The sequence below is a fragment of the Mycolicibacterium grossiae genome, assembly GCF_008329645.1.
In the GTDB taxonomy this organism is placed as follows: Bacteria; Actinomycetota; Actinomycetes; order Mycobacteriales; family Mycobacteriaceae; genus Mycobacterium; species Mycobacterium grossiae.
The window spans coordinates 2,158,162-2,185,147 of the sequence record NZ_CP043474.1; the positions used below are offsets into that span (position 1 = coordinate 2,158,162).

Here is a 26,986-nt window from a genome sequence, read left to right on the forward strand (position 1 = left end):
CCTTCGCTCGTTCGCGTCATGAATCATCGCGGGGCTACCCGGGATGGCACGGGCAAACCAGAGTGCCGGGCGTTTCGCGGGCGGGCCTCTCGGGTAAGCGCCCGGGTCATGGCTCTGTCCGGCGCAGTGCGACGTCGTCTGGCGGCCATTCCGCTCGAGTGGCGCAAGGTCGCGACCGTGCTGACGATCGCCATCGTGATGACGTCGGCGTTCGCCGCGGCCTACACCGTGGCGCTCGGCCGGCCCTTTCCCCACCACCTGCCGGTCGGGGTGGTCGGCGCACCGTCGGCACAGCTGCTGGGCGAATTACAGGTCCGTGAGCACGAATTCGACACCCGCACGTATCTGACGCGCGCCGCCGCGATCGCTGCGATCGACGAGCAGCGCGTCACCGCCGTCATCGACGCGGGCGCCACGCCACCGGAACTCCTGGTGTCCAGCGCCAGTGACCCGTCCTCGTCGCGGGCGCTGACGCAACTCGTCCAGGCCGCGCCGGAGCCGTACCGGTTGCGGGTCGTCGACCTGCATCCGCTGCCCCCCGAGGATCCGGCCGGCCTGGCGACGTTCTACGCCGTGATCGCCGCGACCATCCTCGGCTTCGTCACCATGTTCCAGCTGCGGGCGAACGTGAAGACGCTGACGCTCGGCAAGTGGCTGGTGTGCGTGGCGGTGCTGACCGTCGTCGGCGGGCTGGCGCTCGCGCTGATCGCCGGCCCGGTGCTGCATGCGCTGGGAGCGCCGCTGCCGATGCTGTGGCTGCTGCTATCGCTGCAGATCGCCGTGGCGGCGGTGTTCAACTCGACGATGCTGATCCTGGTGCACCGCTGGGCGATCATCCCGACGTGGCTGACCTTCATCCTGCTGGGCAACACGTCATCCGGCGGTGCGGTGTCGGCGTCGCTGCTGCCGCAACCGTTCGCGTTCCTCAACCACGCGCTGCCCAGCGGCGCGACGGTCAGCGCACTGCACTCGGCGACGTACTTTCCCGACCACCAACGGATCCTGCCGTTCCTCGTCCTCGGCGGGTGGCTCGCGGTGACCTTCACCGTGCTGGTGGTGGTGTCGCGCAGACTGGGTACTTCTCCGGCGCAACGCTGACCCGACCCCCGAGAGGATTCCTGCCGCCATGGCGCCCGACCTGACCCCGGTGGACGGCCCGCCCAATCTGCTGCTCGGCGCATACGACGTCGCCGACCTCGACTACACCGTGCGCGAGTACTTCGTGTCCGGCCGCGCGACGCGCTACGTCCCTTCCCCGGACGGCGTCTCTGCCGACCGTGTGGCTCCCGACGGCGCGGCGGACTACACCACGCGGATCGTGGTGCTGACGCCGAACGAGGGCTTCAGCGGCACGGTGGTCGTCGAATGGCTCAACGTCAGCGGCGGCCTCGACGCCCCCGCCGTCTGGTTCATGGCCCACCGCGAAGTGGTGCGCGCCCGGCACGCCTACGTCGCGGTGTCCGCGCAGCGCGTCGGCATCGAGGGCGGCGCCAGCCTCGGCATGGACATGTCGCTCAAGACGCAGTCCCCGCAGCGGTATTCAGATCTACACCACCCCGGCGACGCCTACGCCTACGACGTCTTCACCCAGGTCGGGCGGCTGCTCACCGAGCGGCCCGGCGACGTGCTCGACGGCCTGGCGCCGCAGGCCGTCCTGGCCGTGGGGGAGTCGCAGTCGGCGCTGTTCCTCACCACCTACGTCAACCGGATCGATCGGCTGGCCGGGGTGTACGACGGGTTCCTGGTGCATTCCCGGTTCGGTCCGGCCGCGCCGCTCGACGGATCGTCGATCTTCGCCGACACCGTCTCGACGGACCCGGTGCCGTTCATCGACGACCTGCGCGTGCCGGTGCTGACGGTGATCACCGAAACCGACCTCGTCGGCGGCGTCCGTGCCGGATACCACGCCGCCCGCAGGCCCGACGACGCGCGGCTGCGGACCTGGGAGGTCCCCGGCACCGCGCACGCCGACAACTACACCATCGGCGTCGGGTTCATCGACTCCGGCGCCGCGCCGCTGACCGACCTGGTGGCGGCGTGGCGCCCGACGCGGTCGCTGATGGGCCGCGAGCTGCCGCACTACGTCAACTTCGCGCCACAGCACCACTACGTCCTGCAGGCCGCGCTCGCCGCACTGGCGCATTGGGTGCGCACCGGCGAGCCGGCCACGACCGCCGCGCCGATGGACCTCACCGACGCCGACCCGCCGCAGCTGCTGCTCGACCGGCACGGCCTCGCGACCGGCGGCGTGCGCACCCCGTGGGTCGACGTGCCGGTCGCCCGGACGTCGGGCCTGGCCCCGGGCGACGACGTCATGGCGCTGCTGTTCGGCTCCGGGGAGCCGTTCGACGCCGCCACCGTGCGCGAGCTGTACCCGTGCGGCCTCGACGACTACGTCGAACGGTTCACCGCCGCGCTCGACGCGGCCATCGACGCCGGCGTCCTGCTGGCGGCCGACCGTGCGGAGATCGTGGACCTCGCCACCGCGACGTATCCGATGGTGTGACACAGCCGTTCGTCTGGTGGCTTTTCGGCGTCGGCGCGGCGGGAACACCGGACCGATGCGCGACGAATGGGAATGTGCGGTCATCGGCGGCGGTGCCGCCGGGTTGAGCGCGGCGCTGGTGCTCGGCCGGGCGCGGCGGCGCACGATCGTCCTCGACGACGACGACCAGAGCAACCGGGCGGCTCCCGTGATCGGCGGCTTACTCGGTTTCGACCGGCGGCCACCGGCCGAGCTGTATGCGATCGGTCGCGAGGAGCTGACGGCCTACCCGAGCGTCGAGTACCGCGGGGCGCACGTCGCCGGCGGGCGTCCGGTGGACAACGGGTTCGTCCTGGACCTCGACGACGGCGACACGGTCGTCGCGAAGCGCGTGCTGCTGACCACCGGAATGAGCTACTGCCCGCCGACGCTGCCGGGGCTGGCCGACTTCTGGGGCATGTCGGTGTTCCAGTGTCCGTTCTGCCACGGCTGGGAGATGCGGGACAAGCAGTTGGCGGCGCTGGCACACGGCGCGGAGGCGGTGCACACCGCGTTGATGCTGCGGGGCTGGACCGAGGACGTGGTGCTGCTCACCGACGGTCGGTCCGAACTCGCGCCGGACGAGCGTCGGCTGCTGCAGTCGGCCGGAGTCGTCGTCGAGGACCGGCGCGTCGTCGAGCTGCTCGGCGAGGACGGCGCCCTCGCGGCGGTCCGCTTCGCCGACGGTCACCAGATCGAGCGGGACGGCATCCTGGTCGGGGCGCCCTTGTTCCCGCGGTCGGCGCTCGCCGAACAGCTCGGCGGCGACCTCGCGCCGGGTCCCGTCGGAGAGGCGATGCTGGGCGTCGACCACCTGCACCGCACGCGGGTGGGCGGTGTCTTCGCGGCGGGCGACGTCTGCACGAAGAGCCCGCACGTCGCCGGGGCGATTGCGTCGGGGTCCGAGGCGGCGATGATCGTCGTGCAGAGCCTGCTGGCCGACGAGTTCGGGCTGCCCTACCCGCCGACGTGACCCGATGTCGCGTTCTGCCGCCGGGCGGCCGCGACCAGGTCGGCCGCGATGCGGCATTCGTCGGTGTCTCGGTGCAGCGCCGTGATCGGCAGGTCGGCGGCGTGCCGGAGCACCATCGTGGCCAGCAGGCGGCTGGTCCGTGCGGGCACGACCATGATCTTGGCGCATGCCGCGTCCCCGGTGACGGTGATGACGTGGTGGTTGCGCACGGGCCGGAACGTCCCGGGGAGCGAACTCGGGACCCGGGCGTCCAGGTTCGGGACGCCGTCGAGTGCCGACCAGTTGACGCTGACGTCCAGCACCCCTCCGACGCGGTTGCGGAGCGCCTCGACGAGGCCGGCCAGTTCGTGTGCCACGGAATTGCCGTAGGGCCACCATGCGCCGTCGATGGCGCCGCCCAACTCCGCCGCCAGGGTCAGGCGCAGCGCTCGCAGCGGTCGCCCCTTCGGAGCGCTCATGCGAGCCCGCTGCGGTAGCGGCCACGCGAGACGCGTTGTCGCCGAACGAGATCGGTCATCGAGGAACTCCATCCGTGTCGGTGCTGGGCGGTGGTACCGGCACGCATCGACGACGAGCTGGACCCGAGAGGGACATCGCTCGCCGAGGCGTCGCGGCACCCGGAGTGACTCACCTGGTCGCGGGTGCGACGGCGAACGATGGACGGTTCTCCCCGAACGCTACACCGGTGCCGGCGTCGTCCGGCTCCGTCGACGGATCGTCCGCCCGACGCACGAATCGATGCGGATTCCGGCTAGGGGCTGGTCTGAGCGTCGAAGACTGTTACGCTCTTCGCGGATGCTCTCTGCATTCAATTCAAGATGGAAGAAGTAGAAAAGTATGGCACAGGGAACTGTGAAGTGGTTCAACGGCGAAAAGGGCTTCGGCTTCATCACCCCCGACGGTGGTGCAGAGGATGTCTTCGTCCACTACTCGGCGATCACCGGCTCCGGATTCCGGTCGCTGGATGAGAATCAGCGCGTCCAGTTCGAGGTCGAGCGTGGCGCAAAGGGACTTCAGGCGGTGCAGGTCTCCGCGATCTAGAGCGGACCTCAACGCAGAACGTGGGCTGGCGGGTGTTCCCGCCAGCCCACGTTTCGTTCGACGGCCTCCGGGCCGGACCATCCCCGGCCCCGACGCCGTCGAGGGCACTCAGCCGCCCAGCAGCGCGTCGCAGTGCACCGGCAGGTCGCGAACACGGACCCCGGTCGCGTGGTGGATCGCGTTGACCACCGCGGCCGGTGAGCCGACGATGCCGATCTCGCCGGCACCGCGCGACCCCATCGGGTTCGAGAACGGGTCGGTGCTGTCCAGCCACAGCGCCTCGATGTCGGGCACGTCCGCGTGGCTGGCGATGTGGTAGGTCGCCAGATCCCGGGTCACGACGTGACCGAACCGGTGGTCGCGGACGCTCTCCTCGTGCAGCGCCATCGACAGCCCCATGGTCATGCCACCGATCAGCTGTGAACGCAGCGTCGTCGGGTTGATCACCCGGCCCACCGAGAACACCCCGAGCATCCGGGATACGTGAATCTCGCTGGTGTAGCGGTTGACTCGCGCCTCGGCGAAGTGCGCCCCGAACGAGTACATCGCGTGCTCGTCGGCCTCGGGGTTCTCCGGCGCGTCGGCCGTGGTGGCCGCACCGGTCGCCGGATCGGCGCCGTGCTCGTCGCGGAATGCCCGCGCCGCCGCGACGATCGCCCGCCCCCACGAACTGGTACCCGACGAGCCGCCGGCCACCGACGCGGTGGGCAGGTCGCTGTCGCCGATGCGGAGATCGATCGCGTCGACGTCGCCGTCGAGCGCGTCCGCGGCGATCTGCGTCAGTACCGTCCACGCGCCGGTACCGATGTCGACGGCGCCGATCGACACGGCGTAGCGCCCGGAGCCCAGGTGCTCGATGCGCGCGCTGTTGCCGGGCTGGATCATCGCCGGGTACACCGCGGAGGCGACGCCGGTGCCGACCAGCCACTCGCCCTCGGTGCGTGCACGCGGCTCCGGATCCCGTGTCGCCCAACCGAAGCGCTCGGCGCCGGTGCGCAGACACTCGACCAGGCGGCGGTCGGACCACGGGTGTCCGGTCTCCGGGTCGACGTCGGGCTCGTTGCGGATCCGCAGCTCGATGGGGTCGATGCCGCAGGCGACGGCGAGTTCGTCCATCGCCACCTCGAGCGCATAGGTGCCGGGGCACTCACCGGGTGCCCGCATCCAGAACGGCACCGGCACGTCGAGCTTCGCCAGCCGGTGGCTGGTCCGGCGGTTGGCGCCGGCGTAGAGCATGCGCGACGGCACCGCGGTCTGCTCGGCGAACTCCTTGACGGTGGCGGTCTGTTCCACGACGTCGTGGCTCAACGCGGTGATCGTGCCGTCGCGGTCGGCACCGAGCCGGATGTGCTGAATCGTCGGCGTGCGGTAGCCCACGAAGTCGAACATCTGCTGGCGGGTGACGGCCAGCTTGACCGGCCTGCCGTCGGCACGCTGCGCGGCCATCACCGCCAGCACGTTGTGCGAGTGCGGGGCGCCCTTGGAGCCGAATCCGCCGCCGACGTTCTTCGCCACCACCCGCACCTGGTCGAGGTCGAGGCCGAACAGCGTCGCCATCTGCTTGCGTAGGACGTGCACGCCCTGGGTCGAGTCGTACAGCGTCAGCGCGGGCCCGTCGGGGTCCCACACCGCGATCGTGGCGTGCGGTTCCATCGGGTTGTTGTGGTCGTGGCTGGTGGTGTAGGTCTGGTCGATCTTCACCGCGGCGCTGCGCAGGGCCGCCTCGGCGTCGCCCTCGGAGGTGTCGGTGGGGAAGGACGGGTTGACCTGCTCGGGGGCGTACAGGCCGGGGTGGTCGACGCGGATCTCGGTGTCGTGGTCGGCGGCGTCGTAGTTCACCGTGACGAGACCGGCTGCGTGCCGGGCGGTTTCGGCGCTCTCGGCGAGCACCGCACCGATCAGCTGTCCGCGGTAGTGCACGGCGTCGTCCTGCAGGATCGTCAGGTCGCCGTCGGAGGTGTCGGCGAGCGCGGGCGCGTCGAACACGGTCAGGACGCCGTGCACGCCCTCGACCGCGTCGGCGGCGGCGGTGTCCATGGCGGTGACGCGGCCCTTGGCGATGGTGGTTTGCACGGGGTGGACGTACAGCGGCGCCTCGACGGGATACTCGAAGGCGTACGCGGCCGCGCCGGTCACCTTGGCGGGGCCGTCGATGCGGGTCAGCCGGGTGCCGATGGCGCGGGGGTCCAGGCTCGTCATCACCGGTGTCCTTCCGCGAGGTCGAGCAGGGTGGCCAGCATTGCGCGCTTGGTCAGTTCGACCTTGAACTCGTTGCCCGGCAACGGGTCGGCCTGGTCGAGTTCGGCATCGGCGGCGAGCCGGAATACGTCCTCGGTGGCGGATCGCCCGACCAGGATGTCCTCGGCGCGGTGTGCGCGCCACGGCCGGTGCGCCACGCCGCCGAGCGCGATGCGCGCCGAGCTGACGGTGTCGCCGTCGAGGACGAGTTCCGCGGCCACCGAGGTCAGTGCGAAGGCGTACGAGGCGCGGTCACGGACCTTGCGGTAGGTGGACCGGGCCGCATCCGGCGGCGCGGGAATCTCCACGGCGGTGATCAGCGCTCCGGGCGGCAGGGTGGTGTCGCGGTCGGGCCGGTCACCGGGCAGGCGGTAGAACTCCGAGAGCGGCACGCGGTGCTCGCCGTCGGCGTCGACGAACACGACCTCCGCGTCGAGGGCGGCCATGGCGACGGCCATGTCGGACGGATGTGCGGCGACGCAGTGCTGCGAGGCGCCGAGGATCGCGTGGTAACGGACGTAGCCGCCGATCGCCGAGCAGCCCTCGCCGGGGGTGCGCTTGTTGCACGGGGTCGTGAGGTCCTGAAAGTAGACGCAGCGGGTGCGTTGCAGCAGGTTGCCCGCGGTGGTGGCGAGGTTGCGCAGCTGACCGGACGCCGCAGACAGCAGCGCGCGCGCCAGCACGGGGTAGCGGCTGCGGACCACCGGGTGGGCGGCCAGATCGCTGTTGCGGACGTCGGCGCCGACGCGCAGGCCGCCGTCGGGCAGCGGGTCGACGTCGGTGAGCGGTAGGTGGCCGACGTCGACGACGAGGCCGGGGGTGACGACGCCGAGCTTGAGGTGGTCGACGAGGTTGGTGCCGCCGGCGAGGAAGACGGCGTCGTCGCGGTCGGCGACGGCGGTCACGGCGTCGGCCACGCTCGTCGCGCGGTGGTACTCGAAGGGGTTCACCGCGCGGCCTGAGCGATCGCGGCGACGATGTTCGGGTAGGCGGCGCAGCGGCACAGGTTGCCGCTCATGCGTTCCCGGATCTCGGCGTCGGTGAGGTCACCGGCGCCCTCGAGGTCGTCGCTGACATGGCTGGGCGCGCCGGCCTTGAACTCGTCGAGCATGCCGACCGCCGAGCAGATCTGCCCGGGCGTGCAGTATCCGCACTGGAAGCCGTCGTGGTCCAGGAACGCCTGCGCGACCGGGTGCAGTGCGTCCTCGGTGCCCAGCCCGGCGGCGGTGACCACCTCGGCGCCGTCGTGGGCGACCGCCAGCGCCAGGCACGTGGTGGCGCGGCGGCCGTCGAGCAGCACCGTGCACGACCCGCACTGGCCGTGGTCGCACCCCTTCTTCGGGGCGGTGACGCCGAGGTGTTCGCGCAGCAGGTCCAGCAGCGTGGTGCGGTTGTCGATTCGCGCCGTGTGGTCGGCGCCGTCGACGCGCACGGAGATGTCGGTGAAGTGGGCTGACTCCATGAGCGGGAGGTACCCAGGGGCCCCGGTGCGAAACGGCGGTTCAGCGCACGACGATGGCGTGCTCGCCCGCGGCAACCAGCTCGCCGATCACCGGCGCGCCGGGGATCTCGCCGGCGATCAGCAGCCCACCCGAGGTCTGGGCGTCGGCCAGCAGCAGCGCCTCGTCCTCGCCGACCGCGGAGACGTCGACGTGCGGGGCCACCCACTCGAGGTTGCGCCGCGTCCCGCCGCTGACGTAGCCGGCGGCCAGCGCCTCGCGGGCGCCGTCGAGGTAGGGCACCGCGGCGGCGTCGAGGACCGCGGTGACGCCGCTCGCGCGGGTCAGCTTGTACAGGTGACCCAACAGTCCGAATCCCGTGACGTCGGTGGCACATTCGACACCGGCGGCGAGCGCGGCGGCCGACGCGTCCCGGTTGAGCGCCGTCATGCTGGCGATGACCTGCTCGAAGCGTTCGCCGGTAGCCTTGTGCCTGCTGTTGAGCACGCCGACGCCCAGCGGCTTCGACAGCGAGAGCGGGATGCCAGGGCGGCCGGCGTCGTTGCGCAGCAGGCGCTGCGGGTCGGCGATGCCGGTGACGGCGAGGCCGTACTTCGGTTCGGGGTCGTCGACGCTGTGGCCGCCGGCGAGGTGGCATCCCGCCTCGGTGCAGACGTCCAGACCGCCGCGCAGGGTCTCGGCGGCCAGCTCGTAGGGCAGCACGTCGCGCGGCCAGCCGAGCAGGTTGACCGCGACGACCGGTCGCCCGCCCATGGCGTAGACGTCCGAGAGCGCGTTCGCGGCGGCGATGCGGCCCCAGTCGTACGGGTCGTCGACCACCGGCGTGAAGAAGTCGGTGGTGGCGATCAGCGCGGTGTCGCCGACGCGCACGGCCGCGGCGTCGTCGCCGTCGTCCAGCCCGACGAGCAGTTTGCCGGGCGGGTTGGCCGGGGCGGCGGAGGTGAGGCCGCGGACGACGTCCTCCAGCTCGCCGGGCGGGATCTTGCAGGCGCAGCCGCCGCCGTGGGCGTACTGGGTCAGTCGATACGTCTGTCCTGTGGTCACGCCCTCCATGCTGCCTGCCATGATGGACCGTGGGCTAGGGAGGCGTATCTGGTCTGGTGACCGGCACGGTCTTCAAAATCGCTGAGCGGCAGTTGCTGTCGCTGGCGGGTTCGATTCCCGTCCGCCTCCGCCCGCCCGATCGCGGTGCGAGGAGCGGTCCCGGCGGTGGTCATGATGGGCGCTGTCATGATGAAGAACGTGGTCCGCGATGACTGATCCCCGCCGCAGGGTGCCCCGCACCGACGCGCTGCTCGCCGACCCGCGCCTGGACGAGGCGCAGGCGCGGCTCGGGCGGACGCTGGTCAAGGCCGTCGTCGCCGAGGCCCAGCAGCGCGCCCGCGACGGCGTTCTCGCCCCCGAGGACGTCGCCGACCACGCGGTCGCCGCGCTGCCCGTCAGCGCCGCCAGCCTGCGGCCGGTCGTCAACGCGACCGGCGTCGTCGTGCACACCAACCTCGGCCGCGCTCCGCTGTCGGCGGCCGCGGTCGACGCCGTCGTCACCGCCAGCGGCTCCACCGACGTCGAATTCGACCTCGCGACCGGGCGGCGCGCCCGCCGCGGCCGCGGTGCGCTGGCCGCACTGGCCGCCGCCGTGCCGACCGCCGATGCCGTGCACGTCGTCAACAACAACGCCGCGGCGCTCCTGCTGACCGCGTTGACGCTCGCGCCGGGGCGGGAGATCGTCGTCAGCCGCGGCGAACTCATCGAGATCGGCGACGGCTTCCGGCTGCCCGAGCTGATGCAGTCGACCGGCTCGCGGTTCCGGGAGGTCGGCACCACCAACCGCACGCACCTGCGGGACTACGCCGACGCGATCGGCCCCGACACCGGCTTCATCCTCAAGGTGCACCCGTCGAACTACCACGTCAGCGGCTTCACCTCGGCGGTGTCGATCCGCGACCTGGCGACGCTGGACGCCACGGTGGTCGCCGACATCGGCTCGGGCCTGCTGACGCCGCACCCCCTGCTGCCCGACGAGCCCGACGCGACCACGGCGCTGCGCGACGGCGCCGACGTCGTCACCGCCAGCGGCGACAAGCTGCTCGGCGGCCCGCAGGCCGGGCTGCTGTTCGGAACGGCCGAACTGATCGAGCGCTTGCGCCGCCATCCCGCCGCCCGCGCGCTGCGGGTCGACAAGCTGACACTCGCGGCGCTCGAGGCGACACTCGTCGGGCCGCCGACGCCGGTCGCCTGGGCGCTCGACGCCGACGTCGCGGACCTGCGCGCCCGCGCCGAGGCGCTGGCCGCGCGGGTGCCGGGCGCCGCGGCGGTCGACTGCATCGCCGCGGTCGGCGGCGGGGGCGCACCCGACGTCGCGCTGCCGAGCGCCGCGGTCAGCCTTCCCGAGCACTACGCCGCCGCCCTGCGGACCGGCACGCCCGCGGTGGTCGGGCGCATCGAGGACGGCCGCTGCCTGCTGGACCTGCGGACCGTCGCGCCGGAGGACGACGACGACCTGCTGCGGGCCGTGCTGGCGTGTACGTCGTAGCGACCGCGGGCCACGTCGACCACGGCAAGTCGACGCTGGTGCACCGGCTCACCGGCAAGTGGCCGGACCGCCTCGCCGAGGAGCAGAGACGCGGGCTGACGATCGACCTGGGCTTCGCGTGGACCAGGCTGGCCGGCCGTGACGTCGCGTTCGTCGACGTCCCGGGCCACGAGCGGTTCGTCGGCAACATGCTTGCCGGCGTGGGCCCGGTCCCGGCCGTGCTGTTCGTCGTGGCCGCCACCGAGGGGTGGATGCCGCAGTCCGACGAGCACCTCGCCGCGTTGGACGCGCTCGGCGTCCGGCATGCGCTGGTCGTCATCAGCAAGGCCGACCTCGCCGACCCCCAGAACGCCATCGACGCTGTGCGACAATGCTTCTCGACGACTGCGATGGCCGACCCGCCCGTCGTGCTCGGCACCGACCTCGACACGGTCCGCGCGCAGCTGCTCGCGCTCGTCGACCGGCTGCCCGCGCCGGACCCGACCGCCGACGTGCGGCTGTGGGTCGACCGGTCCTTCACCGTGCGCGGCGCGGGCACCGTCGTCACCGGCACGCTCGCCGCGGGGACGGTGCGGGTGGGCGACGAGCTGGAGGTGAACGGCCGCCGCGTCACCGTCCGTGGTCTGCAGTCGCTGGAGACCGACCGCGACGAGGTCACCGCGGTGGCGCGGGTCGCGGTCAACCTGCGCGGCGTCGACCGCCAGCACGTGGGCCGCGGCGACGCCCTCCGCACGCCGGAGGCCTGGCGCGACACCGCCGAGGTCGACGTGGCGTTGCGGTCGCCCGACGCGCTGCACGAGCAGCTGGTGCTGCACGAGCAGCTGGTGCTGCACGTCGGGTCGGCCGCGGTGCCGGTGCACGTCCGTCCGCTCGGGGCGACGGCGGCGCGGCTGCGACTCAGCCGCCCGCTGCCGCTGCGCGTCGGCGACGTCGGGCTGCTGCGCGATCCCGGTGAGCACCGCATCGCCGCCGGCATCGAAGTGCTCGACCCGCGCCCGCCGGCACTGCGCCGTCGCGGTGCGGCGCGGGCGCGTGCCGAGGAGCTGGCCGAGGGGCAGGCACCGCCGCCAGTGTGCGAGCGCGTGACGAGCCTGCGCGCCATGGGCTTTCGCGTCGAGGGCCGGCGCGTGGGGGAGTGGGTCGTGCAGCCGGCGTGGTGGGACCGGCGTCGGGAGGAGGCGCTCGCGGTGGTGGCGGCGTGGTCGGCCGAGCACGACATCGCGGCGGGCATGCCGCTCGAGTCGCTGCGCCGGCAGGTGGGGCTACCGGCCGCCGAGCTGGTCCGCCCGCTGCTCGACGGCACCGGGCTGACGGTGGCCGACGGTCGCGTCGCCCGCCCGGGCGAGCGCCTGCCGCCACGCGTCGAGGAGGCGGTCCGCACCGTCGAGGGCCGGCTCGCGGCCGAACCGTTCCGCGCTCCGGAGGCCGACGAACTCACCCAACTCGGCCTGGGCGCCAAGGAACTCGCCGCTGCGGTGCGGCTGGGCCGGCTGACCCGTATCACCGACGGCGTCGTGCTGGGAGCCGACGCTCTCGACCGCGCCGCCGAGGTGCTGCGTTCCGTGGATCAGCCCTTCACGGTCGCCGAGGCCAAGCGCGCATTGGGTACCACCCGCCGCGTTGCCGTCCCCCTACTCGAGGCGCTCGACGCCCGACGCCTCACGCGCCGCCGCGCGGACGGGACACGCGACCTCGCTCAGTGACCGGTGTCGGCGGCGTCGTCGCGCTTGCTCGCGCGCAGCGAGCCGGGGTGCGCCTTGGCGGACGGATCGCTGCGGGTCTTGACGAGGCTCGCGACGGTGACCACCACCAGGATGCCGACGATCACGGCGAGGCTCACGTAGGTGTCCACCTCGGGCACCCGCGGGTCGATGTCGACGTGCGCCCAGTGCAGCACCAACTTGACGCCGATGAACGCCAGGATGATGGCCAGGCCGGTCGAGAGGTACACCAGCCGGTCGAGCAGACCCTTGACGAGGAAGAACAGCGCGCGCAGGCCCAGCAGCGCAAACGCGTTGGCGGCGAACACGATGAACGGTTCCTCGGTCACGCCGAACACCGCGGGGATCGAATCGAGGGCGAACAGCAGGTCGACGCTGCCGATCGCGATGAGCACCGCGAGCAGTGGCGTCACCATGCGCTGGCCGCCGACCCGGGTGAAGAGCTTGCCGCCGTCGTAGTCGTCGCTGATCGGCAGGATCCGGCGGGTGGCGCGGATCATCACGTTGTTCTCGACGTCGGGGTCCTCGTCGCGGTGCCGGAAGAGTTGCACCGCGGTGAAGATCAGCAGGATGCCGAAGATGAGGAACATGAAGGAGAACAGCGACAGCAGCGCGGCGCCGACCGCGATGAAGACGGCGCGCATGATGAGCGCGAGAATGATGCCGAAGGTGAGCACCTTGTGCTGGTGTTCCTCGGGGACCGCGAACGTCGCCATGATGATGACGAACACGAAGAGGTTGTCGACCGACAGGCTCTTCTCGACGATGTAGCCGGCGAAGTACTGCGTGCCGAAGTCGCCGCCGTAGGCCGAGGCGAACCAGATCCCGAAGGCGATCGCGACGGCGATGTAGAACACCGACCAGGCGGTGGCCTCCTTGAAGCCCACCCGGTGTGGCCGCAGCGCGGCCAGGATCAGGTCGACGGCCAACAGCGCGACGATGATCCCGATCGTCACGCCCCAGGTCATGCCACTGATCTCGAGCATGACACCTTTGTACCTGAGACCGTGGTGTGAACCCGCTGTCGACGGGCGCGCACCGGCTCGGCGGTGGTTTGATGGACGGCGGGCAGGGTAACGGGTCGGCAGCGGTGAGAGGAGGCGGCGGATGGACATTCGCAAGCTGATCGAGTCCTGGCCGGTGTACCGCCAGCTGACCGGTGACGACCCCCTGGGCCGCGGCAAGGCCGCCCAGTCGAAGCGCTCGCTCACCCTGACACCGCGCACCGCCGAGGCCGACCACGTCGCGCACTCGGTGTGCCCGTACTGCGCCGTCGGCTGCGCCCAGAAGGTGTACGTCAAGGACGAGAAGGTCGTCCAGATCGAGGGCAACCCGGACAGCCCGATCTCGCGAGGCCGGTTGTGTCCGAAGGGCTCTGCGAGCAAGCAGCTCGTCACCGGGCCGCAGCGGCTGACCAAGATCCGCTACCGCCCGCCATACGCCACCGAGTGGCAGGACCTCGACCTCGACACGGCGATGGACATGGTCGCCGACCGCATCCTCGACGCCCGCGAGCGGGGCTGGCAGCAGTTCGACGCCGACCGCAACACGCTGCGGCGCACGATGGGCGTCGCGAGCCTCGGTGGCGCGACGCTCGACAACGAAGAGAACTACCTCATCAAGAAGTTGTTCACCGCGCTCGGCGCCCTACAGATCGAGAACCAGGCGCGTATTTGACACAGCGCCACGGTTCCCGGTCTGGGAGCCTCCTTCGGTCGCGGCGGGGCGACGGACTATCAGCAGGATCTCGTCAATTCCGACTTCATCGTCATCATGGGCTCGAACATGGCCGAGGCGCACCCGGTCGGGTTCCAGTGGGTGATGGAGGCGAAGGCGCGCGGCACCCGCGTAGTGCACGTCGACCCGCGGTTCACCCGCACCAGCGCCGTCGCCGACCGGCACGTGCCGCTGCGCGCGGGCAGTGACATCGCGTTCCTCGGCGGGGTGATCAACTACATCCTGAGCAACGAGCTGGACTTCCGCGAGTACGTCACCGCCTACACCAACGCGTCGTTCCTCGTCGACGAGCGCTTCCAGGACGCCGAGGACCTCGACGGCCTGTTCTCCGGCTACGACGACGCGACGGCGTCCTACGACCCGTCGACCTGGCAGTACCAGACCATGACTCCCGAGGGTGGCGGCGCGGCGGCGAAGGAGCACGCGTCCCCGGACCAGCAGGGCTCGGGCGGTGCGCCGATCCAGGGCGCCGCCGACATCCCCAACGATCCGACGCTGCAGGACCCGAACTGCGTCTACCAGATCCTCAAACGGCACTACGCCCGCTACACCCCGGAGATGGTCGAGCGGGTCTGCGGCGTGCCCGCCGAGCAGTTCCTCGACGTGGCGCGGGCGTGGGCGGCGAACTCGGGGCGGGAGAAGACCGCCGCGCTGGTGTACAGCGTCGGGTGGACACAGCACACGCTGGGCGCGCAATACATCCGCGCCGGGTCGATCATCCAGATGCTGCTGGGCAACATCGGCCGGCCGGGTGGCGGGGTGTTCGCGCTGCGCGGGCACGCCAGCATCCAGGGGTCGACGGACGTGCCGACGCTGTTCAACCTGCTGCCGGGGTACCTCGCGATGCCGCGGGCCGGGCAGGAGACGCTGGCCGACTACCTCGAGGCCATCACGAGCCGCAACCAGAAGGGGTTCTGGCACAACGCCGATACCTACATGGTGTCGCTGCTCAAGGAGTACTGGGGCGACGCGGCGACGCCGGAGAACGACTTCTGCTTCGGCTACATGCCGCGCATCAACGGCGACCACGGCACGTACCGCACGGTGATGGACATGGTCGACGGCAAGGTATTCGGCTACTTCCTGCTGGGGCAGAACCCGGCGGTCGGGTCGGCGCACGGCAAGCTGCAGCGCCTCGGCATGGCGAACCTCGACTGGCTGGTGGTGCGCGACCTCGTCGAGATCGAGAGCGCGACGTTCTGGCGAGACGGCCCGGAGATCGAGACCGGGGAGATCTCGCCGGAGACCTGCCGCACCGAGGTCTTCCTGTTCCCCGCGGCGTCGCACGTCGAGAAGGCGGGCACGTTCACCCAGACCCAGCGCATGCTGCAGTGGCGCGAGCAGGCCGTCGAACCGCCGGGCGACGCGCGCAGCGAGCTGTGGTTCTTCTACCACCTGGGCCGGATCCTCAAGGAGAAGCTGGCGGGGTCGACCGACGAGCGCGACCGGCCGCTGCTCGACCTCGCGTGGGACTACGCGATGGAGGGCGACGAGCCGTCCGGCGCGGACGTGCTGCGACGCATCAGCGGCGTCGACCTGACGACGAATCGGGCGGTGAGCGGCTACACCGAACTCAAGGCCGACGGGTCGACGATGTGCGGCTGCTGGATCTACAGCGGCGTGTACGCCGACGAGGTGAACCAGGCGGCGCGGCGCAAGCCGCACACCGAGCAGGGCCCGTACGACAACGAGTGGGGCTGGACCTGGCCGCTGAACCGCCGGGTGCTCTACAACCGGGCGTCGGCCGATCCCCAGGGCCGGCCGTGGAGCGAGCGCAAGAAGCTCGTCTGGTGGGATCCGGACGCGGGGGAGTGGACGGGCTACGACGTTCCGGACTTCGAGAGGGACAAGCCGCCGGACTACCGCCCGTCCGACGACGCGGTCGGCGTCGAGGCGCTGCGCGGCGACGACCCGTTCGTCATGCAGGCCGACGGCAAGGCGTGGCTGTTCGCGCCGAACGGCGTGCTCGACGGTCCGCTGCCGACGCACTACGAGCCGCACGAGTCGCCGGTGCGCAACGCGCTGTACGCGCAGCAGGGCAACCCGGCGCGCAAGGTGTATGGGCGCGAGGACAATCCGTCGAACCCGTCGCCGCCGGAGGCGCACGGCGAGGTGTTCCCGTTCGTGTTCACCGCCGCGCGGCTCACCGAACATCACACCGCGGGCGGCATGAGTCGGCAGCTGCCGTACCTCGCCGAGCTGCAGCCCGCGCTGTTCGTCGAGATCTCGCCGGCGCTGGCCGCCGAACGCGGGCTGCAGCACATGGACTGGGCGCACGTGGTGACCAGTCGTGCGGCGGTCGACGCGCGGGTGTTCGTCACCGACCGCATGCGGCCGCTGCGCATCGACGACCACGTCGTGCACCAGGTGTGGATGCCGTATCACTGGGGCAGTTCGGGTCTCGTCGACGGCGACGTCGTCAACGATCTGCTCGGCGTGGTCGCCGACCCGAACGTCTTCATCCAGGAGAGCAAGGTCGCGACGTGCGACATCCAGCCAGGCCGCCGCCCGCGCGGGCCGCTGCTGCTGGAGTACCTGGCGCTCTACCGGGAGCGCGCGGGCATCACGACGGCGACGGGCACCGACCTGGACACCACCAAGCGGTCGACCGACCACACGGAGGAGACCTCATGAGCGGCAACAGCTTCTACGGTCCGCTGGAGGATCCCGCCGCCGACGCCGGGTACGACGAGCACCCGCCGCGGGTAGGGTTCTTCACCGACACGTCGGTGTGCATCGGCTGCAAGGCCTGCGAGGTGGCGTGCAAGGAGTGGAACCAGGTCCCCGTCTCCGGCGAGGGGGACGGCTTCAACCTGCTGGGCATGTCCTTCGACAACACCGGCAACCTGGGCGCGAACTCCTGGCGGCACGTGGCGTTCATCGAGCAGCCCGGCAAGCCGCCCGTGGACCTGGGCATGCCGGACATCCAGGCGCAAGCCTCCGAGACCATGGTGGAGATGGTCGGCGAGCTGCCCGACTTCCGCTGGCTCATGGCGTCGGACGTGTGCAAGCACTGCACGCACGCCGGATGCCTCGACGTGTGCCCGACGGGTGCGCTGTTCCGCACCGAGTACTCGACCGTCGTGGTGCAGCAGGACATCTGCAACGGCTGCGGCTACTGCGTGTCGGGCTGCCCCTACGGGGTGATCGAGCGGCGCGAGGGCGACGGCCGGGCGTGGAAGTGCACGCTCTGCTACGACCGGCTGCACGACGGGCTCGAACCCGCCTGCGCCAAGGCATGTCCCACCGACTCCATCCAGTTCGGTGTGCTCGACGAGCTGCGCGAGCGGGCGGCCCAGCGCGTCGAGGCGCTGCACGAGCGCGGCATCACCGAGGCGCGCCTGTACGGCGAGGACCCCAACGACGGTGTCGGCGGTGACGGGGCGTTCTTCCTGCTGCTCGACGAGCCGGAGGTGTACGGCCTGCCGCCGGACCCGGTGGTCCCGACCCGCGACGCCGGGGCGATGTGGCGCTACGCCGGGGTGGCAGCCTCGGCGCTCGTCGGCATGGCGGTCTCGGCGTTCCTCGGCAAGCGAAGCTAGCCCCGATGCGCGAAAAGCTCAGCGACACCGACGCGTCCGACCGCAACGCACAGACCCGGCACCGCCGCGGCGGCCGCGAGGACATGGCGGTGCCGCCGGCGGACTTCCGGTCGTACTACGGCCGGCAGATCCTCAAGACGCCGGTGTGGAATTGGATGATCGCGGCGTACCTGTTCTCCGGAGGACTGTCGGCCGGGTCGGCGCTGCTGGCCGCCGGGGCCGACCTCACCGGCCGGACCGAGCTGCGCAAGGTGACGCGGCTCGGCGCGCTGGTGAGCCTCCTGGCGAGCATGTACTTCCTCATCGCCGACCTCGGCCGGCCCGAGCGGTTCCACCACATGCTGCGGGTGGCCAAGCCGAGTTCGCCGATGAGCATGGGCACCTGGCTGCTTGGGGCGTACGGCCCGGGGGCGGGGCTGGCGGGCGTCGCGGAGCTGATGCCGGCGCGGGTGCGGCGGACGTGGGTCGGCCGGCTGGTCGACTGGGCGGCTCGGCCTGCCGGTCTCGAGGCGGCGGCCGTCGCCCCCGGTGTGGCGTCGTACACCGCAGTCCTGTTGTCGCAGACCGCGGTTCCGGCGTGGCGGGAGGCGCACCCGTTCCTGCCCTTCGTGTTCACCGGGTCGGCGGCGGCGAGTGGGGGAGGGCTGGGCATGCTGTTGGCGCCGGTCGACGAGTCGGGTCCGGCGCGGCGGATGGCGGTCGTCGGCGCGGCGGTCGAGGTCGCCGCGTCCCGGACCCTGGAGCGGAAGCTGGGCCTGTCGGCCGAGGCGTACATGACCGGCCGCCCGCACCGGCTGCGCCAGGCGTCGGAGATCCTCACCGTGGCAGGTGCCGTCGGCGCGGTGGTGTCCGGCCGCCGCCGCTGGGCCGTCGCGGCCTCCGGAGCGGCATTGCTCGCGGGCAGCGCGCTACAGCGCTTCGGCGTCTTCGAGGCGGGCGTCGCCTCGACGCAGGACCCGAAGTACGTCGTGGTCCCGCAGCGCGAGCGGCTCAACGCCCAGCAGCCCGCCCGGGGCTGAGCGCGTCGCTACCCTCGGGCACATGGCAGCCGACACTCGGGACCTCGACGCGTCGGACGGGCAGCTGCTCGTCACCACGGGTGTCGAGGGCCCGGCCGCGAAGATGGGTCACCGGCTGCGTCTCGCCTTCCCCTGGCGCGCGACGGTCCGCTTCGCCGACGACACCCCGGTGTCGGTCGAGCTGATCGCCGACGTCGCCGATCTCGAGGTCCTCGGCGGCGAGGGCGGGGTCAAGGGTCTGTCCGGCCCGGAGAAGGCGATCGCCGCCTCGAACGCCACCAAGACGCTCGACGCGAAGAAGCACCCCCACATCACGTTTCGCGCCGACGAGATCGCAGCCACTGCGGTGGGCTACCGGCTGACCGGAACGCTCCACATCCACGGGACCGAGCGCCCCCGGGTCGTCGACCTGACCGCGGAGGACCTCGGCACGGCCTGGCGCCTGTCGTGCAAGGCGGTCGTCCGGCACTCCGATTTCGGCGTCAAGCCCTACTCGATGATGCTGGGGGCGCTGAAGGTCGCCGATGAGGTCGAGGTGTCCTTCACCGCCGAGCACACCACGTCCTGACTCCCGCGCGGGTCTCCCCAGACCATGTGGGGCCACGACTCGTCAACCTCGGTTGACGCCGTCAACCCATGTTGACGCTCCCCGGTCGAATAGTGCTCCCAACATAGCCGCCAGACGCCGTCACCGCGGGCCACGTCCCCGTCCGGACCCGACCACCGTCACAATCAGCGGTATGAGCAACGACGCACGCCGCGACTTCCTGCGCTCGCTGCGCAAGGAGACACCGCAGGCACTCACCGGCGGGCGGCGCGACGACCACGCCGAGGTGGCCGCCATGCTCCGCGAGCTGGGCATTGCGCTCATCGAGTGCGAGCAGCCCACCCACCTCGTCGAAGCCCGCCTGCTGGCGATCGCGCGCAACTACACCGACGAGACGGTCCGCGTCGTCGTCTTCCCGACCGCCCTGGTCGTCCAGGTCGGCACCGCCGCCTACGAGGTCGAGACCGTCGTCAAGCCCACCACCCAGCTCGACCTCGCCGGCCGCGTCGACGCCGTCGCCGAACTCGCCGAGGTCGGCGCCATCACGGCCGCCGACGCCGCCCGCGAGGTGGCCGCCGCCCGCGCGATGCCGCCGCGCTTCGGTCCGGTCACCACCGTCGTCGGCTACACGATCACCACCCTGGGCTTCGGCATGGTGATCAACCCGACGTGGGCGTCGCTCTGGGGGTACGTCTTCCTCGGCGCCGTGGTCGGCGCGATCGTCATGCTCGGCCGCCCGTTTCCGACGCTCGGCGCGGTCCTCCCGACGCTCGCCGCGGCGGTCGTCACGCTGCTGGCGACCTGGTTCGTCGCCGACGCCGCCAACGACGGTCTGCTGCGCGTCATCAGCCCACCCCTGGTCGCCATGCTGCCCGGCCTCGCGCTCACCATCGGCGCCATGGAACTGGCCAGCTCTCAGATGGTCAGCGGCGCAACCCGTCTCATCTACGGCGTCACCCAGCTCATGCTCCTGGTCTTCGGGGTCGGGCTGGGCATCCACCTCGGCGGAGCCGACCTCGAGCCGCAGCAGCCGTCCGCGCAGATGGGCAGCTGGTCGCTGTACGCCGCGATCGTCGTCATCGCAATCGGGCTGTACGTCTACCTGTCCGCGCCGAAGGGGTCGTTCGTCTGGCTGCTGCTCGCGGTCGCCGTCGCGCTCGTCGGACAGAAACTCGGCGGCCTGGTGCTGTCCGCGACGCACTCCGGTGCCGTGGGCGCGTTCCTCGTCGTCCCGTTCGCGATGCTCGGCGCGCGCATCAAGACCTCACCGCCCGCGATCGTCATGATGCTCGCCGCCTTCTGGGCGCTGGTGCCCGGCGCGCTGAGCTTCGAGACGCTCGGCGAGGCCGTCGCCGGCGAGGGCGACGTCATGACGCTCGGCAGCACCGTCGCCGCGATCTTCTCGATCGCGCTCGGCACGCTGGTCGGGTGGAGCGTCTTCGCGACGATCAACACCCGACTGCGTGCCGCCCGAAAGGCATAGCCAGCCTTACCCCGCTTGGATCGCGTCGTCCTGACGCTGCCCGTAGTCGATCACCAGGTCATTGGGCACCGGGTCGTTCGGGCCGCCCTGGAAGGCGATCTCGGCACTCGTCGCGCCGCGGGTGAAGAGCAGCACCGTCACCGCGTGCGAGCCGTCCGGCGAGGTCCCGGTGATGACGGTGCCGTTCTCCCCGACGGGGACCGGGGTCGACGTCTGCCGCACCACCATGGACGCGGCGTCTGATCGGTTGGCCTCCAGCGACGCCACCGCGGCCTGCGGATCGGCCAGCATGACGATGGTGTCGGTGATCTGACGGCTGCCGTCACGGTGGGTGAAGGTCTGCTCGACGCCGCGCTGGCCGTTCGGGTCGAGGATCGGCTGCTGCGCGATGTAGGCCGTCGAGTCGGTGACCACGTTCGGGTCCACGGGCAGCGTCGCGGGGTCGGCGACTGCGGAGGCGGCGGTCATGACGGTCAGGACACCGACGAGCGCTGCCGCGCAACCGGATACGAGAGTGCGCATGGCTCAGCAGGGGTAGCAGCCGAAGCCGCGCCAGCCGTCGCGCCAGAAGAAGCCGGCGCCGCATCCGTAGACGCCGGTGCCGCCCTGGCAGTCGAGCAGTTGGATCGTGTCGGTCGCGACCGGCGGTCGGGGCGCCGGCGAATCGTTGGTCGCGGGCGACGCCGCGTGGGCGGCGGGCAGGGAGGAGAGGAACCCGGCGAGCATCAGGCTCGCCGCTCCCATCTTCACGGAACGGCGCATTGGCGGACCCTTCTGCTGTCGGGGCCACAGTATGCGTCCGCCCATCAGCTGCCGTCCTCGAATTGACGAAGCTGTGAATATCGGCGTACGCCAGCCCGAGATCGGGGAGGGGGCTGACGACAGCCACGTCGACGCCGACAGTCACTCAAAGGATCATTTGACAGTTGAAGGCAAGTCGGCTGTACTGGGCGCAGCAGAAGGGAGGTGGCCTCGTGATCGAGGGAAGTACGCGTCGCCTCTGCCCTGCCGTCCTCCTGCGCTGAGCGACGGTGTGCGCGGAGGCGTCTGACCCGTTCCCCGCGTCGCCCCGCGAGTGCACCACGGCTTCTCGCGCCGACGCGTCGTCTCCCGTCTCGTCCACCGAGAGGACGCATCGTGACGTCACTTTCCTCCGTGCGCGGATCGGCCGCACTGATTCCGCGCCGTCGCAGTCAGGCCGCCGACGTGGCCGTCTTCGTGGGCGTAGCCGCCGTGCTGTGGCTGGTGGTGCGCACCGCGAGCGGCGCGACCGTGCCGTGGACCACGGCGACCGCCGCGGCGTCGGTGTCGACCGACCCGTCTGCGCTGCCCTACTTCGCCGCCCGCTCGCTGCTACGGATGTTCGTCGCGCTCGGGCTGTCGGTGGCGTTCGCGCTCGTCTACGCCACCGCTGCCGCCCGCATCCCGGGTGCCGCGAAGGTCCTGCTGCCGCTGCTCGACGTACTGCAGTCGGTACCGATCCTCGGGTTCCTCTCCGTCACCGTCACCGGCTTCATCGCATTGTTCCCCGGCTCCCAACTCGGCCTCGAGTGCGCGTCGATCTTCGCGATCTTCACCTCGCAAGCGTGGAATCTGGCGTTCGCCCTGCATCATTCGCTGACTACGCAACCCCGTGAACTCGACGAGGCGGCGCGACTGCTGCGGCTCTCGCGCTGGCAACGGTTCTGGCGGGTCGACGTGCCGTCCGGCATGATCCCCCTGGTCTGGAACGGCATGATGAGCTTCGGCGGGGGCTGGTTCTTCCTCACCGCATCGGAGGCGCTGAGCGTCAACGGCCGGCAGGTGGCGCTGCCGGGCATCGGCGCCTACGTCGCGGCGGCCGGCGACGACTGCGACCTCGGTCGGGTGTCGCTCGCGGTCGGCGTCATGGTGGTGATGATCGTCGCCGTCAACGCCCTATTCTGGCGCCCACTCACGGTGTGGTCGGGGCGGTTTCGGATCGGCGACGCAGTACCGGCCGACGCACCCGGCAGTGCGCTGCTGACGGTCCTCCGACGCTCCCACCTGCCGCGGCTGCTGCGCGCACCGCTGACCGCGGCCTGGTATGCCCTGGACCGCGTGGCGTCGGTATCCGGCGTGGCCGACCGCGCACCGCGGCCGCCATCGACGGCGGTGGTGGTGCAGCGACGTGCGGCCGGAACCGTGCTCTCGGTCGTCCTCGCCTACGGCGGCTACCGGGTGCTGGCCTTCCTCGAGATGCGGCTCGGGCTCGCGGAGGTGGGTCGGGCCGCGACGCTCGGCCTGCTGACATTCGGTCGCGTCATCGTCGTGATGCTCGACGCGACGCTGCTCTGGGTGCCGGTGGGCGTGTGGATCGGCCTGAACGCGCGGGTGACCCGACTCGCCCAGCCGGTCGTGCAGGTGCTCGCGTCCTTTCCGGCCAACTTCCTGTTTCCGCTGGTGACCGCGGCGCTCATCGCCACGCACGTCGGCCTTGGCATCGGCGGAATCCTGCTCATGGCGCTGGGTTCGCAGTGGTACGTGCTGTTCAACGTCATCGCCGGCGCCAGTGCCATCCCGTACGACCTGCGGGAGGCCGCCACGATCCTCGGCCTGTCCCGGCGGGCCCGATGGCGCACGCTGATCGGCCCCGCGGTGTTTCCGAGCTACGTCACCGGGGCCATCACCGCGGCCGGTGGCGCGTGGAACGCCTCGATCGTGGCCGAAGTGGTGTCCTATCACGGCTCGACCTTGACCGCCCGCGGTCTGGGTTCCTACGTCGCCGACGCGACCGCCGCGGGTGACGGTGCGCGCACCCTGCTCGGCGTCCTGGTGATGAGCGCGTTCGTCGTTGCCACCAACCGCCTGTTCTGGCGACCCGTTCACGCACTGGCCCAACGCCGCTACGCCCCAACCTGAGGAAGTTGCCATGTTCCGCGAAGAAGAGCCGCTCATCGCCCTGCGCGACGTCAGCCTCGGCTTCGGGCCGCCCGGTGCCGAGCGGCTGGTGCTCGACGGCGTCGATCTCGAGCTGCGACGCGGCGAGATCGTCGCACTGCTCGGCCGGTCCGGTTCGGGGAAGTCGTCGCTGCTGCGGATCGTCGCCGGCCTCATCGCCCCGAGTGCCGGGTCGGTGCGCCACCGCGGTGCAGAGGTCGACGGCGTCGACCCCGATACCGCCATGGTGTTCCAAAGCTTCGCGCTCATGCCGTGGTTGACGGTGCAGGACAACGTGGAACTCGGTCTCGTCGCCCGCGGAGTGGCACCCGCCGAGCGGCGAGAGCGGGCCCTGCGCGCGATCGACGTCATCGGGTTGGACGGGTTCGAGTCGGCCTTCCCGCGCGAGCTGTCCGGCGGCATGCGCCAGCGTGTGGGCTTTGCGCGCGCTCTCGTTCTCGATCCCGAGGTGCTGCTGATGGACGAGCCGTTCTCCGCGCTCGACGTCCTGACGGCGGACAACCTGCGCGACGAGATCGAAACCCTGTGGGCCGAGCCGGACGCGCGGGGCCGGGCGATGTGCCTGGTGACCCACAACATTGCCGAGGCCGTCCAACTCGCGGACCGCATCGTGGTGCTGGAGGCCGACCCGGGGCGCATCCGTGCCGAGGTGAAGGTGGATCTGTCCCGCCCGCGGGACCGCCGCTCGCGGGCGTTCACGGCGCTGGTGGACGCCGTCTACGGCGTGCTCACCGGCACGGGCCAGGAGCCGCGAGCCGCGGTGACGCCGACGAGCGACCCGTTGCCTGCGGCGTCGGTCGAGGGGATCGCCGGGCTCGTCGACATCGTCGCGGCCAACGGCGGGCGCGTCGACCTCCCCGACATCGCCGCGCGGCTCCACTTCGACATCGACGACCTGCTGCCACTCGTCGACGGTGCCGCGATGCTGGGCTTCGTGACGGTCGCGGCCGCCGACGTCGAGATCACCCCCACGGGACGTGATTTCACCACCGCGGACATCCAGGACAGCAAGCAGATGTTCGCCGGTGCGGCGCGGCGGCACGCGGTGCTGGTGCGCTCGGTGTGCAGCACCTTGGACGCCAGCGACGAGGGTCGCATCACGTCGGCGTTCTTCGTGGACCTGCTGCGCCGCCGCTTCGGCGAGGCCGATGCCCGCCGGCAGGTGGAGACGGCGATCGCGTGGGGACGCTACGGCGAGCTGTTCGACTACGACGCCGCGTCCGACGTGATCAGCGATCCGGACCGGCTCAGCGCCTGAATCGTTCACGCAGGTGCGGGTCCTGCTCCCACCACAGGGCGGTGCCCTCCGTCGAGGTCGAGTCCGCGACGCCCCGCTCGGCGTCCAGAGCGGCATCCACCCGCTGTGCTTGGGCACGCTCGTGCCGTCCGAGCGCGCGCAACAACACCAGCAGGAACGGAATGCCGAGCACGTCGCCGAGCAGCCACAGGATGCCGGCTCCCAGCGTCTGGTCGGTCCTGGGATCGGGACCACCGCTGCGGTGCAGGGCGCCGTAGTACTCCGTGGCGATGACCGGACCGAGCCACAGCACCAGGCCGAGCACGCCGTCGGCGAGCGACTCGACCGCGCTGATGCCGATGGCGAGCAGCGGCGTGTAGCGCCGCGGCACGGGGTCGACCTGCAGACGCGCGTAGAAGTACGCGAAGCCGACCACTAGCAGCGCCACAGTGGTGGCGACGCCGACGGCCGGGTTCGTCAGGGCTGCGGCGTACCAGCCGGTCAGGTACAGCAGCCAGGGCAGCGCCAGCATCGCGGCGGAGGTGACCGGGGGCGCACACAGTCCGCGCAGCGAATGCGAGGCGAGTGCGCGGGTCAGGCGCGTGCGGGCCGTCGGCGTCAGCGCGTCGCGCACCACCGTGAGCGGTGCGCCGAGGGCGAGGCAGAGCGGCGCGAGGTAGAGCAGCACGACGACCTGCACCGCGCGTGCCCAGAACCATTGCACCGCCACCGTGGCGAATGGATCGACGGCGACGGCCAGCCACGCGGCCAGACCCGTCGCGAAGCACAGGGCACGCGCCGTGCTGCCGGACGTCGAGCGGCGTCGGCAGACGGCGTAGCCCCCGCCGAGCGTGGCGCAGGCGAGCACCGCCGACACCGACGTCGAGGCGACGACCAGGTTCACGACACCTCCCGGGTGATGGCGACGCATCCGGCGCCCGTCGGATTCACTTGTAGTATCGCTTGAGTGTTTGACCGGTTGTCGAGTGGGGCGTGCCCGTGACCCTTCCCGTCCTCGGTGCGCTGTCGCTCACCGCCTTCGAGCACCCGTGGTTCCTGCTGAACCTCGGTGCCGTCGCGGTGCTGCTCGCCGCTTACGTGGTGCTGCAACGCAGGCGCGGACGTCGGGTGCTGAGCTTCCCGAACTTCGCGGTCCTCGACACCGTGGCCCCGACCCGGCGCAGACCCCTGCGCCACGTGCCCGCGGCGCTCACGATCGCGGCGCTGGCCGCGCTGACCGTGGCGATGGCGGCGCCTCGGGCAACCGTGCGGATCCCGCAGAACCGGGCGGTGGTCATGCTGGTGATCGACGTCTCGGAGTCGATGGCCGCCGTCGATGTGGCCCCGAATCGCTTGGCGGCGGCGAAGGCCGCGGGCAAGGCGTTCGCGGAGGGCCTGAGCCCCGGCATCCACCTCGGGCTGGTTGCCTTCGCCGGAACCGCCACGGTCCTGGCGCCACCGACCACCGACCGGCAGACCGTCGAGGCGGCGATCGACGGATTGCAGACCGCGGAGCGCACGGCGACGGGCGAGGGCATTCTCACGGCGCTGCAGGCGATCTCGGCAACCGACGCACTGCTGGCCGACGACGGCGGACCACCACCGGCACGGATCGTGCTGGAGTCCGACGGCGCCGAGACCGTGCCGAACGATCCCGAGGCCCCGCGCGGGGCGTTCACCGCGGCCCGCACGGCGCGCGATCAGGGCGTCGCGATCTCCACGGTGTCCTTCGGTACGCCGCGGGGGGTGGTGGACGTCAACGGGGAGTCCGTGCCGGTGCCGGTGGACGACACGACGCTGCAGAAGATCTGCGACATCACCGGCGGCAAGGCGTATCACGCGGCCAGTGAGCGAGAGTTGGAGAAGGTGTACGACACACTGCAGACGGTGATCGGCTATCAGACGGTCCCGTCCGATACCGGCGCCGGGTGGACGCGCCTGGGCGCGCTCGTGCTGGCCGCCGCTGCGCTCGCGACGGTCCTGATCAACCGGCGACTGCCGGCCTGACCGAG

23 protein-coding genes and 1 tRNA gene are annotated in these 26,986 nt (G+C 71.4%); 15 read left to right on the plus strand and 9 right to left on the minus strand.

Annotated features, from left to right (window positions below; translation table 11 throughout):
- Nucleotides 1-108: 108 nt before the first annotated feature.
- From FZ046_RS10400 to FZ046_RS10410, 3 genes are read left to right on the plus strand one after another with little or no spacing between them, the layout of a single operon-like run.
- Nucleotides 109-1,098, plus strand: coding sequence for a DUF3533 domain-containing protein (locus FZ046_RS10400; protein WP_149484242.1), 990 nt, complete (start codon nucleotides 109-111; stop codon nucleotides 1,096-1,098).
- A 28-nt stretch (nucleotides 1,099-1,126) separates the two neighbouring features.
- Nucleotides 1,127-2,506: an alpha/beta hydrolase domain-containing protein gene (locus FZ046_RS10405; RefSeq protein ID WP_070355830.1), complete on the plus strand. Its 1,380-nt coding sequence runs from the start codon at nucleotides 1,127-1,129 to the stop codon at nucleotides 2,504-2,506.
- 55 nt (nucleotides 2,507-2,561) lie between these two features.
- On the plus strand, nucleotides 2,562-3,497 hold the full coding sequence (locus tag FZ046_RS10410) for an NAD(P)/FAD-dependent oxidoreductase (protein WP_070355829.1): 936 nt from the start codon (nucleotides 2,562-2,564) through the stop codon (nucleotides 3,495-3,497).
- Here FZ046_RS10410 and FZ046_RS10415 read toward each other — a convergent pair.
- Nucleotides 3,482-3,955 (minus strand): DUF5994 family protein, encoded by a 474-nt coding sequence (locus FZ046_RS10415; RefSeq protein WP_083298546.1) that lies wholly within the window; start codon nucleotides 3,953-3,955, stop codon nucleotides 3,482-3,484. The two genes, FZ046_RS10410 and FZ046_RS10415, sit on opposite strands and share 16 nt — an antisense overlap.
- 379 nt (nucleotides 3,956-4,334) lie before the next feature.
- Here FZ046_RS10415 and FZ046_RS10420 point away from each other — a divergent pair, with 379 nt between their 5' ends.
- The gene (locus FZ046_RS10420) at nucleotides 4,335-4,538 is read left to right on the plus strand and encodes a cold-shock protein (protein WP_070355828.1); all 204 of its coding nucleotides are present in this window, start codon (nucleotides 4,335-4,337) and stop codon (nucleotides 4,536-4,538) included.
- A 108-nt stretch (nucleotides 4,539-4,646) separates the two neighbouring features.
- On the opposite strand, the gene FZ046_RS10425 is transcribed toward FZ046_RS10420, so the two are convergent.
- From FZ046_RS10425 to selD, 4 genes are read right to left on the minus strand one after another with little or no spacing between them, the layout of a single operon-like run.
- Nucleotides 4,647-6,737, minus strand: coding sequence for a xanthine dehydrogenase family protein molybdopterin-binding subunit (locus tag FZ046_RS10425; protein WP_070355827.1), 2,091 nt, complete (start codon nucleotides 6,735-6,737; stop codon nucleotides 4,647-4,649).
- Nucleotides 6,737-7,726, minus strand: coding sequence for an FAD binding domain-containing protein (locus FZ046_RS10430; RefSeq protein WP_070355826.1), 990 nt, complete (start codon nucleotides 7,724-7,726; stop codon nucleotides 6,737-6,739). Before FZ046_RS10430 ends, FZ046_RS10425 begins: the two co-directional genes overlap by 1 nt.
- The gene (locus FZ046_RS10435; protein ID WP_070355825.1) at nucleotides 7,723-8,238 is read right to left on the minus strand and encodes a 2Fe-2S iron-sulfur cluster-binding protein; all 516 of its coding nucleotides are present in this window, start codon (nucleotides 8,236-8,238) and stop codon (nucleotides 7,723-7,725) included. Before FZ046_RS10435 ends, FZ046_RS10430 begins: the two co-directional genes overlap by 4 nt.
- Nucleotides 8,239-8,278: 40 nt before the next feature.
- A complete protein-coding gene (gene selD, locus FZ046_RS10440; RefSeq protein ID WP_246182958.1) occupies nucleotides 8,279-9,280 on the minus strand; it encodes a selenide, water dikinase SelD in 1,002 nt (333 codons plus the stop codon).
- 38 nt (nucleotides 9,281-9,318) lie between these two features.
- On the opposite strand from selD, the gene FZ046_RS10445 reads away from it, so the two are divergent.
- The 3 genes from FZ046_RS10445 to FZ046_RS10455 all read left to right on the plus strand — a co-directional run bounded on the left by FZ046_RS10445 (nucleotide 9,319) and on the right by FZ046_RS10455 (nucleotide 12,472).
- Nucleotides 9,319-9,410: transfer RNA gene (locus FZ046_RS10445), tRNA-Sec, on the plus strand.
- Nucleotides 9,411-9,488: 78 nt separating this feature from the next.
- Nucleotides 9,489-10,769, plus strand: a complete 1,281-nt coding sequence (selA, locus tag FZ046_RS10450; RefSeq protein ID WP_149484243.1) for an L-seryl-tRNA(Sec) selenium transferase — start codon at nucleotides 9,489-9,491, stop codon at nucleotides 10,767-10,769.
- Nucleotides 10,757-12,472 (plus strand): selenocysteine-specific translation elongation factor, encoded by a 1,716-nt coding sequence (locus tag FZ046_RS10455; protein WP_070351247.1) that lies wholly within the window; start codon nucleotides 10,757-10,759, stop codon nucleotides 12,470-12,472. The genes selA and FZ046_RS10455 overlap by 13 nt, the downstream gene beginning before the upstream one ends.
- Here the strand turns inward: FZ046_RS10455 and FZ046_RS10460 are convergent.
- Nucleotides 12,466-13,476 carry a TerC family protein gene (locus FZ046_RS10460; RefSeq protein ID WP_070351248.1) on the minus strand — a complete coding sequence of 337 codons (1,011 nt, stop codon included), beginning with the start codon at nucleotides 13,474-13,476 and terminating at the stop codon, nucleotides 12,466-12,468. The two genes, FZ046_RS10455 and FZ046_RS10460, sit on opposite strands and share 7 nt — an antisense overlap.
- A 121-nt stretch (nucleotides 13,477-13,597) precedes the next feature.
- Between FZ046_RS10460 and fdh the strand changes: the two genes are divergently transcribed.
- The 5 genes from fdh (at nucleotide 13,598) to FZ046_RS10490 (ending at nucleotide 20,818) form a co-directional block, all read left to right on the plus strand.
- Nucleotides 13,598-16,861, plus strand: a complete 3,264-nt coding sequence (gene fdh / locus FZ046_RS10470; protein WP_246182959.1) for a formate dehydrogenase — start codon at nucleotides 13,598-13,600, stop codon at nucleotides 16,859-16,861.
- Nucleotides 16,858-17,769 (plus strand): 4Fe-4S dicluster domain-containing protein, encoded by a 912-nt coding sequence (locus tag FZ046_RS10475; RefSeq protein WP_070351250.1) that lies wholly within the window; start codon nucleotides 16,858-16,860, stop codon nucleotides 17,767-17,769. Before fdh ends, FZ046_RS10475 begins: the two co-directional genes overlap by 4 nt.
- A 5-nt stretch (nucleotides 17,770-17,774) precedes the next feature.
- The gene (gene nrfD / locus FZ046_RS10480; protein WP_070351251.1) at nucleotides 17,775-18,788 is read left to right on the plus strand and encodes an NrfD/PsrC family molybdoenzyme membrane anchor subunit; all 1,014 of its coding nucleotides are present in this window, start codon (nucleotides 17,775-17,777) and stop codon (nucleotides 18,786-18,788) included.
- A gap of 22 nt (nucleotides 18,789-18,810) precedes the next feature.
- Complete coding sequence (locus tag FZ046_RS10485; RefSeq protein WP_070351252.1) at nucleotides 18,811-19,356, plus strand: YceI family protein; 546 nt, start codon at nucleotides 18,811-18,813, stop codon at nucleotides 19,354-19,356.
- A gap of 172 nt (nucleotides 19,357-19,528) precedes the next feature.
- A complete protein-coding gene (locus FZ046_RS10490; protein ID WP_070351253.1) occupies nucleotides 19,529-20,818 on the plus strand; it encodes a threonine/serine exporter family protein in 1,290 nt (429 codons plus the stop codon).
- Nucleotides 20,819-20,824: 6 nt separating this feature from the next.
- Here the strand turns inward: FZ046_RS10490 and FZ046_RS10495 are convergent, their stop codons facing one another.
- Both FZ046_RS10495 and FZ046_RS10500 read right to left on the minus strand, forming a co-directional pair.
- A complete protein-coding gene (locus FZ046_RS10495; RefSeq protein WP_246182960.1) occupies nucleotides 20,825-21,286 on the minus strand; it encodes a hypothetical protein in 462 nt (153 codons plus the stop codon).
- A gap of 57 nt (nucleotides 21,287-21,343) precedes the next feature.
- The gene (locus FZ046_RS10500; RefSeq protein ID WP_070351255.1) at nucleotides 21,344-21,580 is read right to left on the minus strand and encodes a hypothetical protein; all 237 of its coding nucleotides are present in this window, start codon (nucleotides 21,578-21,580) and stop codon (nucleotides 21,344-21,346) included.
- A 375-nt stretch (nucleotides 21,581-21,955) separates the two neighbouring features.
- On the opposite strand from FZ046_RS10500, the gene FZ046_RS10505 reads away from it, so the two are divergent.
- Both FZ046_RS10505 and FZ046_RS10510 read left to right on the plus strand, forming a co-directional pair.
- Entirely contained in the window at nucleotides 21,956-23,698 is a 1,743-nt protein-coding gene (locus FZ046_RS10505) for an ABC transporter permease (RefSeq protein ID WP_070351256.1), read from the plus strand.
- Nucleotides 23,699-23,708: 10 nt separating this feature from the next.
- The gene (locus tag FZ046_RS10510; RefSeq protein WP_070351257.1) at nucleotides 23,709-24,995 is read left to right on the plus strand and encodes an ABC transporter ATP-binding protein; all 1,287 of its coding nucleotides are present in this window, start codon (nucleotides 23,709-23,711) and stop codon (nucleotides 24,993-24,995) included.
- Here the strand turns inward: FZ046_RS10510 and FZ046_RS10515 are convergent.
- Nucleotides 24,985-25,878, minus strand: a complete 894-nt coding sequence (locus FZ046_RS10515; protein ID WP_246182961.1) for a cytochrome c oxidase assembly protein — start codon at nucleotides 25,876-25,878, stop codon at nucleotides 24,985-24,987. The genes FZ046_RS10510 and FZ046_RS10515 overlap by 11 nt on opposite strands.
- Before the next feature lie 95 nt (nucleotides 25,879-25,973).
- Here FZ046_RS10515 and FZ046_RS10520 point away from each other — a divergent pair, with 95 nt between their 5' ends.
- On the plus strand, nucleotides 25,974-26,981 hold the full coding sequence (locus FZ046_RS10520) for a VWA domain-containing protein (RefSeq protein WP_070351365.1): 1,008 nt from the start codon (nucleotides 25,974-25,976) through the stop codon (nucleotides 26,979-26,981).
- Nucleotides 26,982-26,986: the final 5 nt, after the last annotated feature.

Excerpts from the sequence above, each read along its gene's own strand:
- FZ046_RS10420 (WP_070355828.1), top strand. The coding sequence starts at position 4,335 with ATGGCACAGGGAACTGTGAAGTGGTTCAACGGCGAAAAGGGCTTCGGC.
- FZ046_RS10510 (WP_070351257.1), top strand. The coding sequence starts at position 23,709 with ATGTTCCGCGAAGAAGAGCCGCTCATCGCCCTGCGCGACGTCAGCCTC.
- FZ046_RS10485 (WP_070351252.1), top strand. The coding sequence starts at position 18,811 with ATGGCAGCCGACACTCGGGACCTCGACGCGTCGGACGGGCAGCTGCTC.
- FZ046_RS10410 (WP_070355829.1), top strand. The coding sequence starts at position 2,562 with ATGCGCGACGAATGGGAATGTGCGGTCATCGGCGGCGGTGCCGCCGGG.
- FZ046_RS10405 (WP_070355830.1), top strand. The coding sequence starts at position 1,127 with ATGGCGCCCGACCTGACCCCGGTGGACGGCCCGCCCAATCTGCTGCTC.
- FZ046_RS10490 (WP_070351253.1), top strand. The coding sequence starts at position 19,529 with ATGAGCAACGACGCACGCCGCGACTTCCTGCGCTCGCTGCGCAAGGAG.
- FZ046_RS10400 (WP_149484242.1), top strand. The coding sequence starts at position 109 with ATGGCTCTGTCCGGCGCAGTGCGACGTCGTCTGGCGGCCATTCCGCTC.
- FZ046_RS10425 (WP_070355827.1), bottom strand. The coding sequence starts at position 6,737 with ATGACGAGCCTGGACCCCCGCGCCATCGGCACCCGGCTGACCCGCATC.
- FZ046_RS10500 (WP_070351255.1), bottom strand. The coding sequence starts at position 21,580 with ATGCGCCGTTCCGTGAAGATGGGAGCGGCGAGCCTGATGCTCGCCGGG.
- selA (WP_149484243.1), top strand. The coding sequence starts at position 9,489 with ATGACTGATCCCCGCCGCAGGGTGCCCCGCACCGACGCGCTGCTCGCC.
- FZ046_RS10475 (WP_070351250.1), top strand. The coding sequence starts at position 16,858 with ATGAGCGGCAACAGCTTCTACGGTCCGCTGGAGGATCCCGCCGCCGAC.
- FZ046_RS10460 (WP_070351248.1), bottom strand. The coding sequence starts at position 13,476 with ATGCTCGAGATCAGTGGCATGACCTGGGGCGTGACGATCGGGATCATC.
- FZ046_RS10415 (WP_083298546.1), bottom strand. The coding sequence starts at position 3,955 with ATGAGCGCTCCGAAGGGGCGACCGCTGCGAGCGCTGCGCCTGACCCTG.
- FZ046_RS10435 (WP_070355825.1), bottom strand. The coding sequence starts at position 8,238 with ATGGAGTCAGCCCACTTCACCGACATCTCCGTGCGCGTCGACGGCGCC.
- nrfD (WP_070351251.1), top strand. The coding sequence starts at position 17,775 with ATGCGCGAAAAGCTCAGCGACACCGACGCGTCCGACCGCAACGCACAG.
- FZ046_RS10495 (WP_246182960.1), bottom strand. The coding sequence starts at position 21,286 with ATGACCGCCGCCTCCGCAGTCGCCGACCCCGCGACGCTGCCCGTGGAC.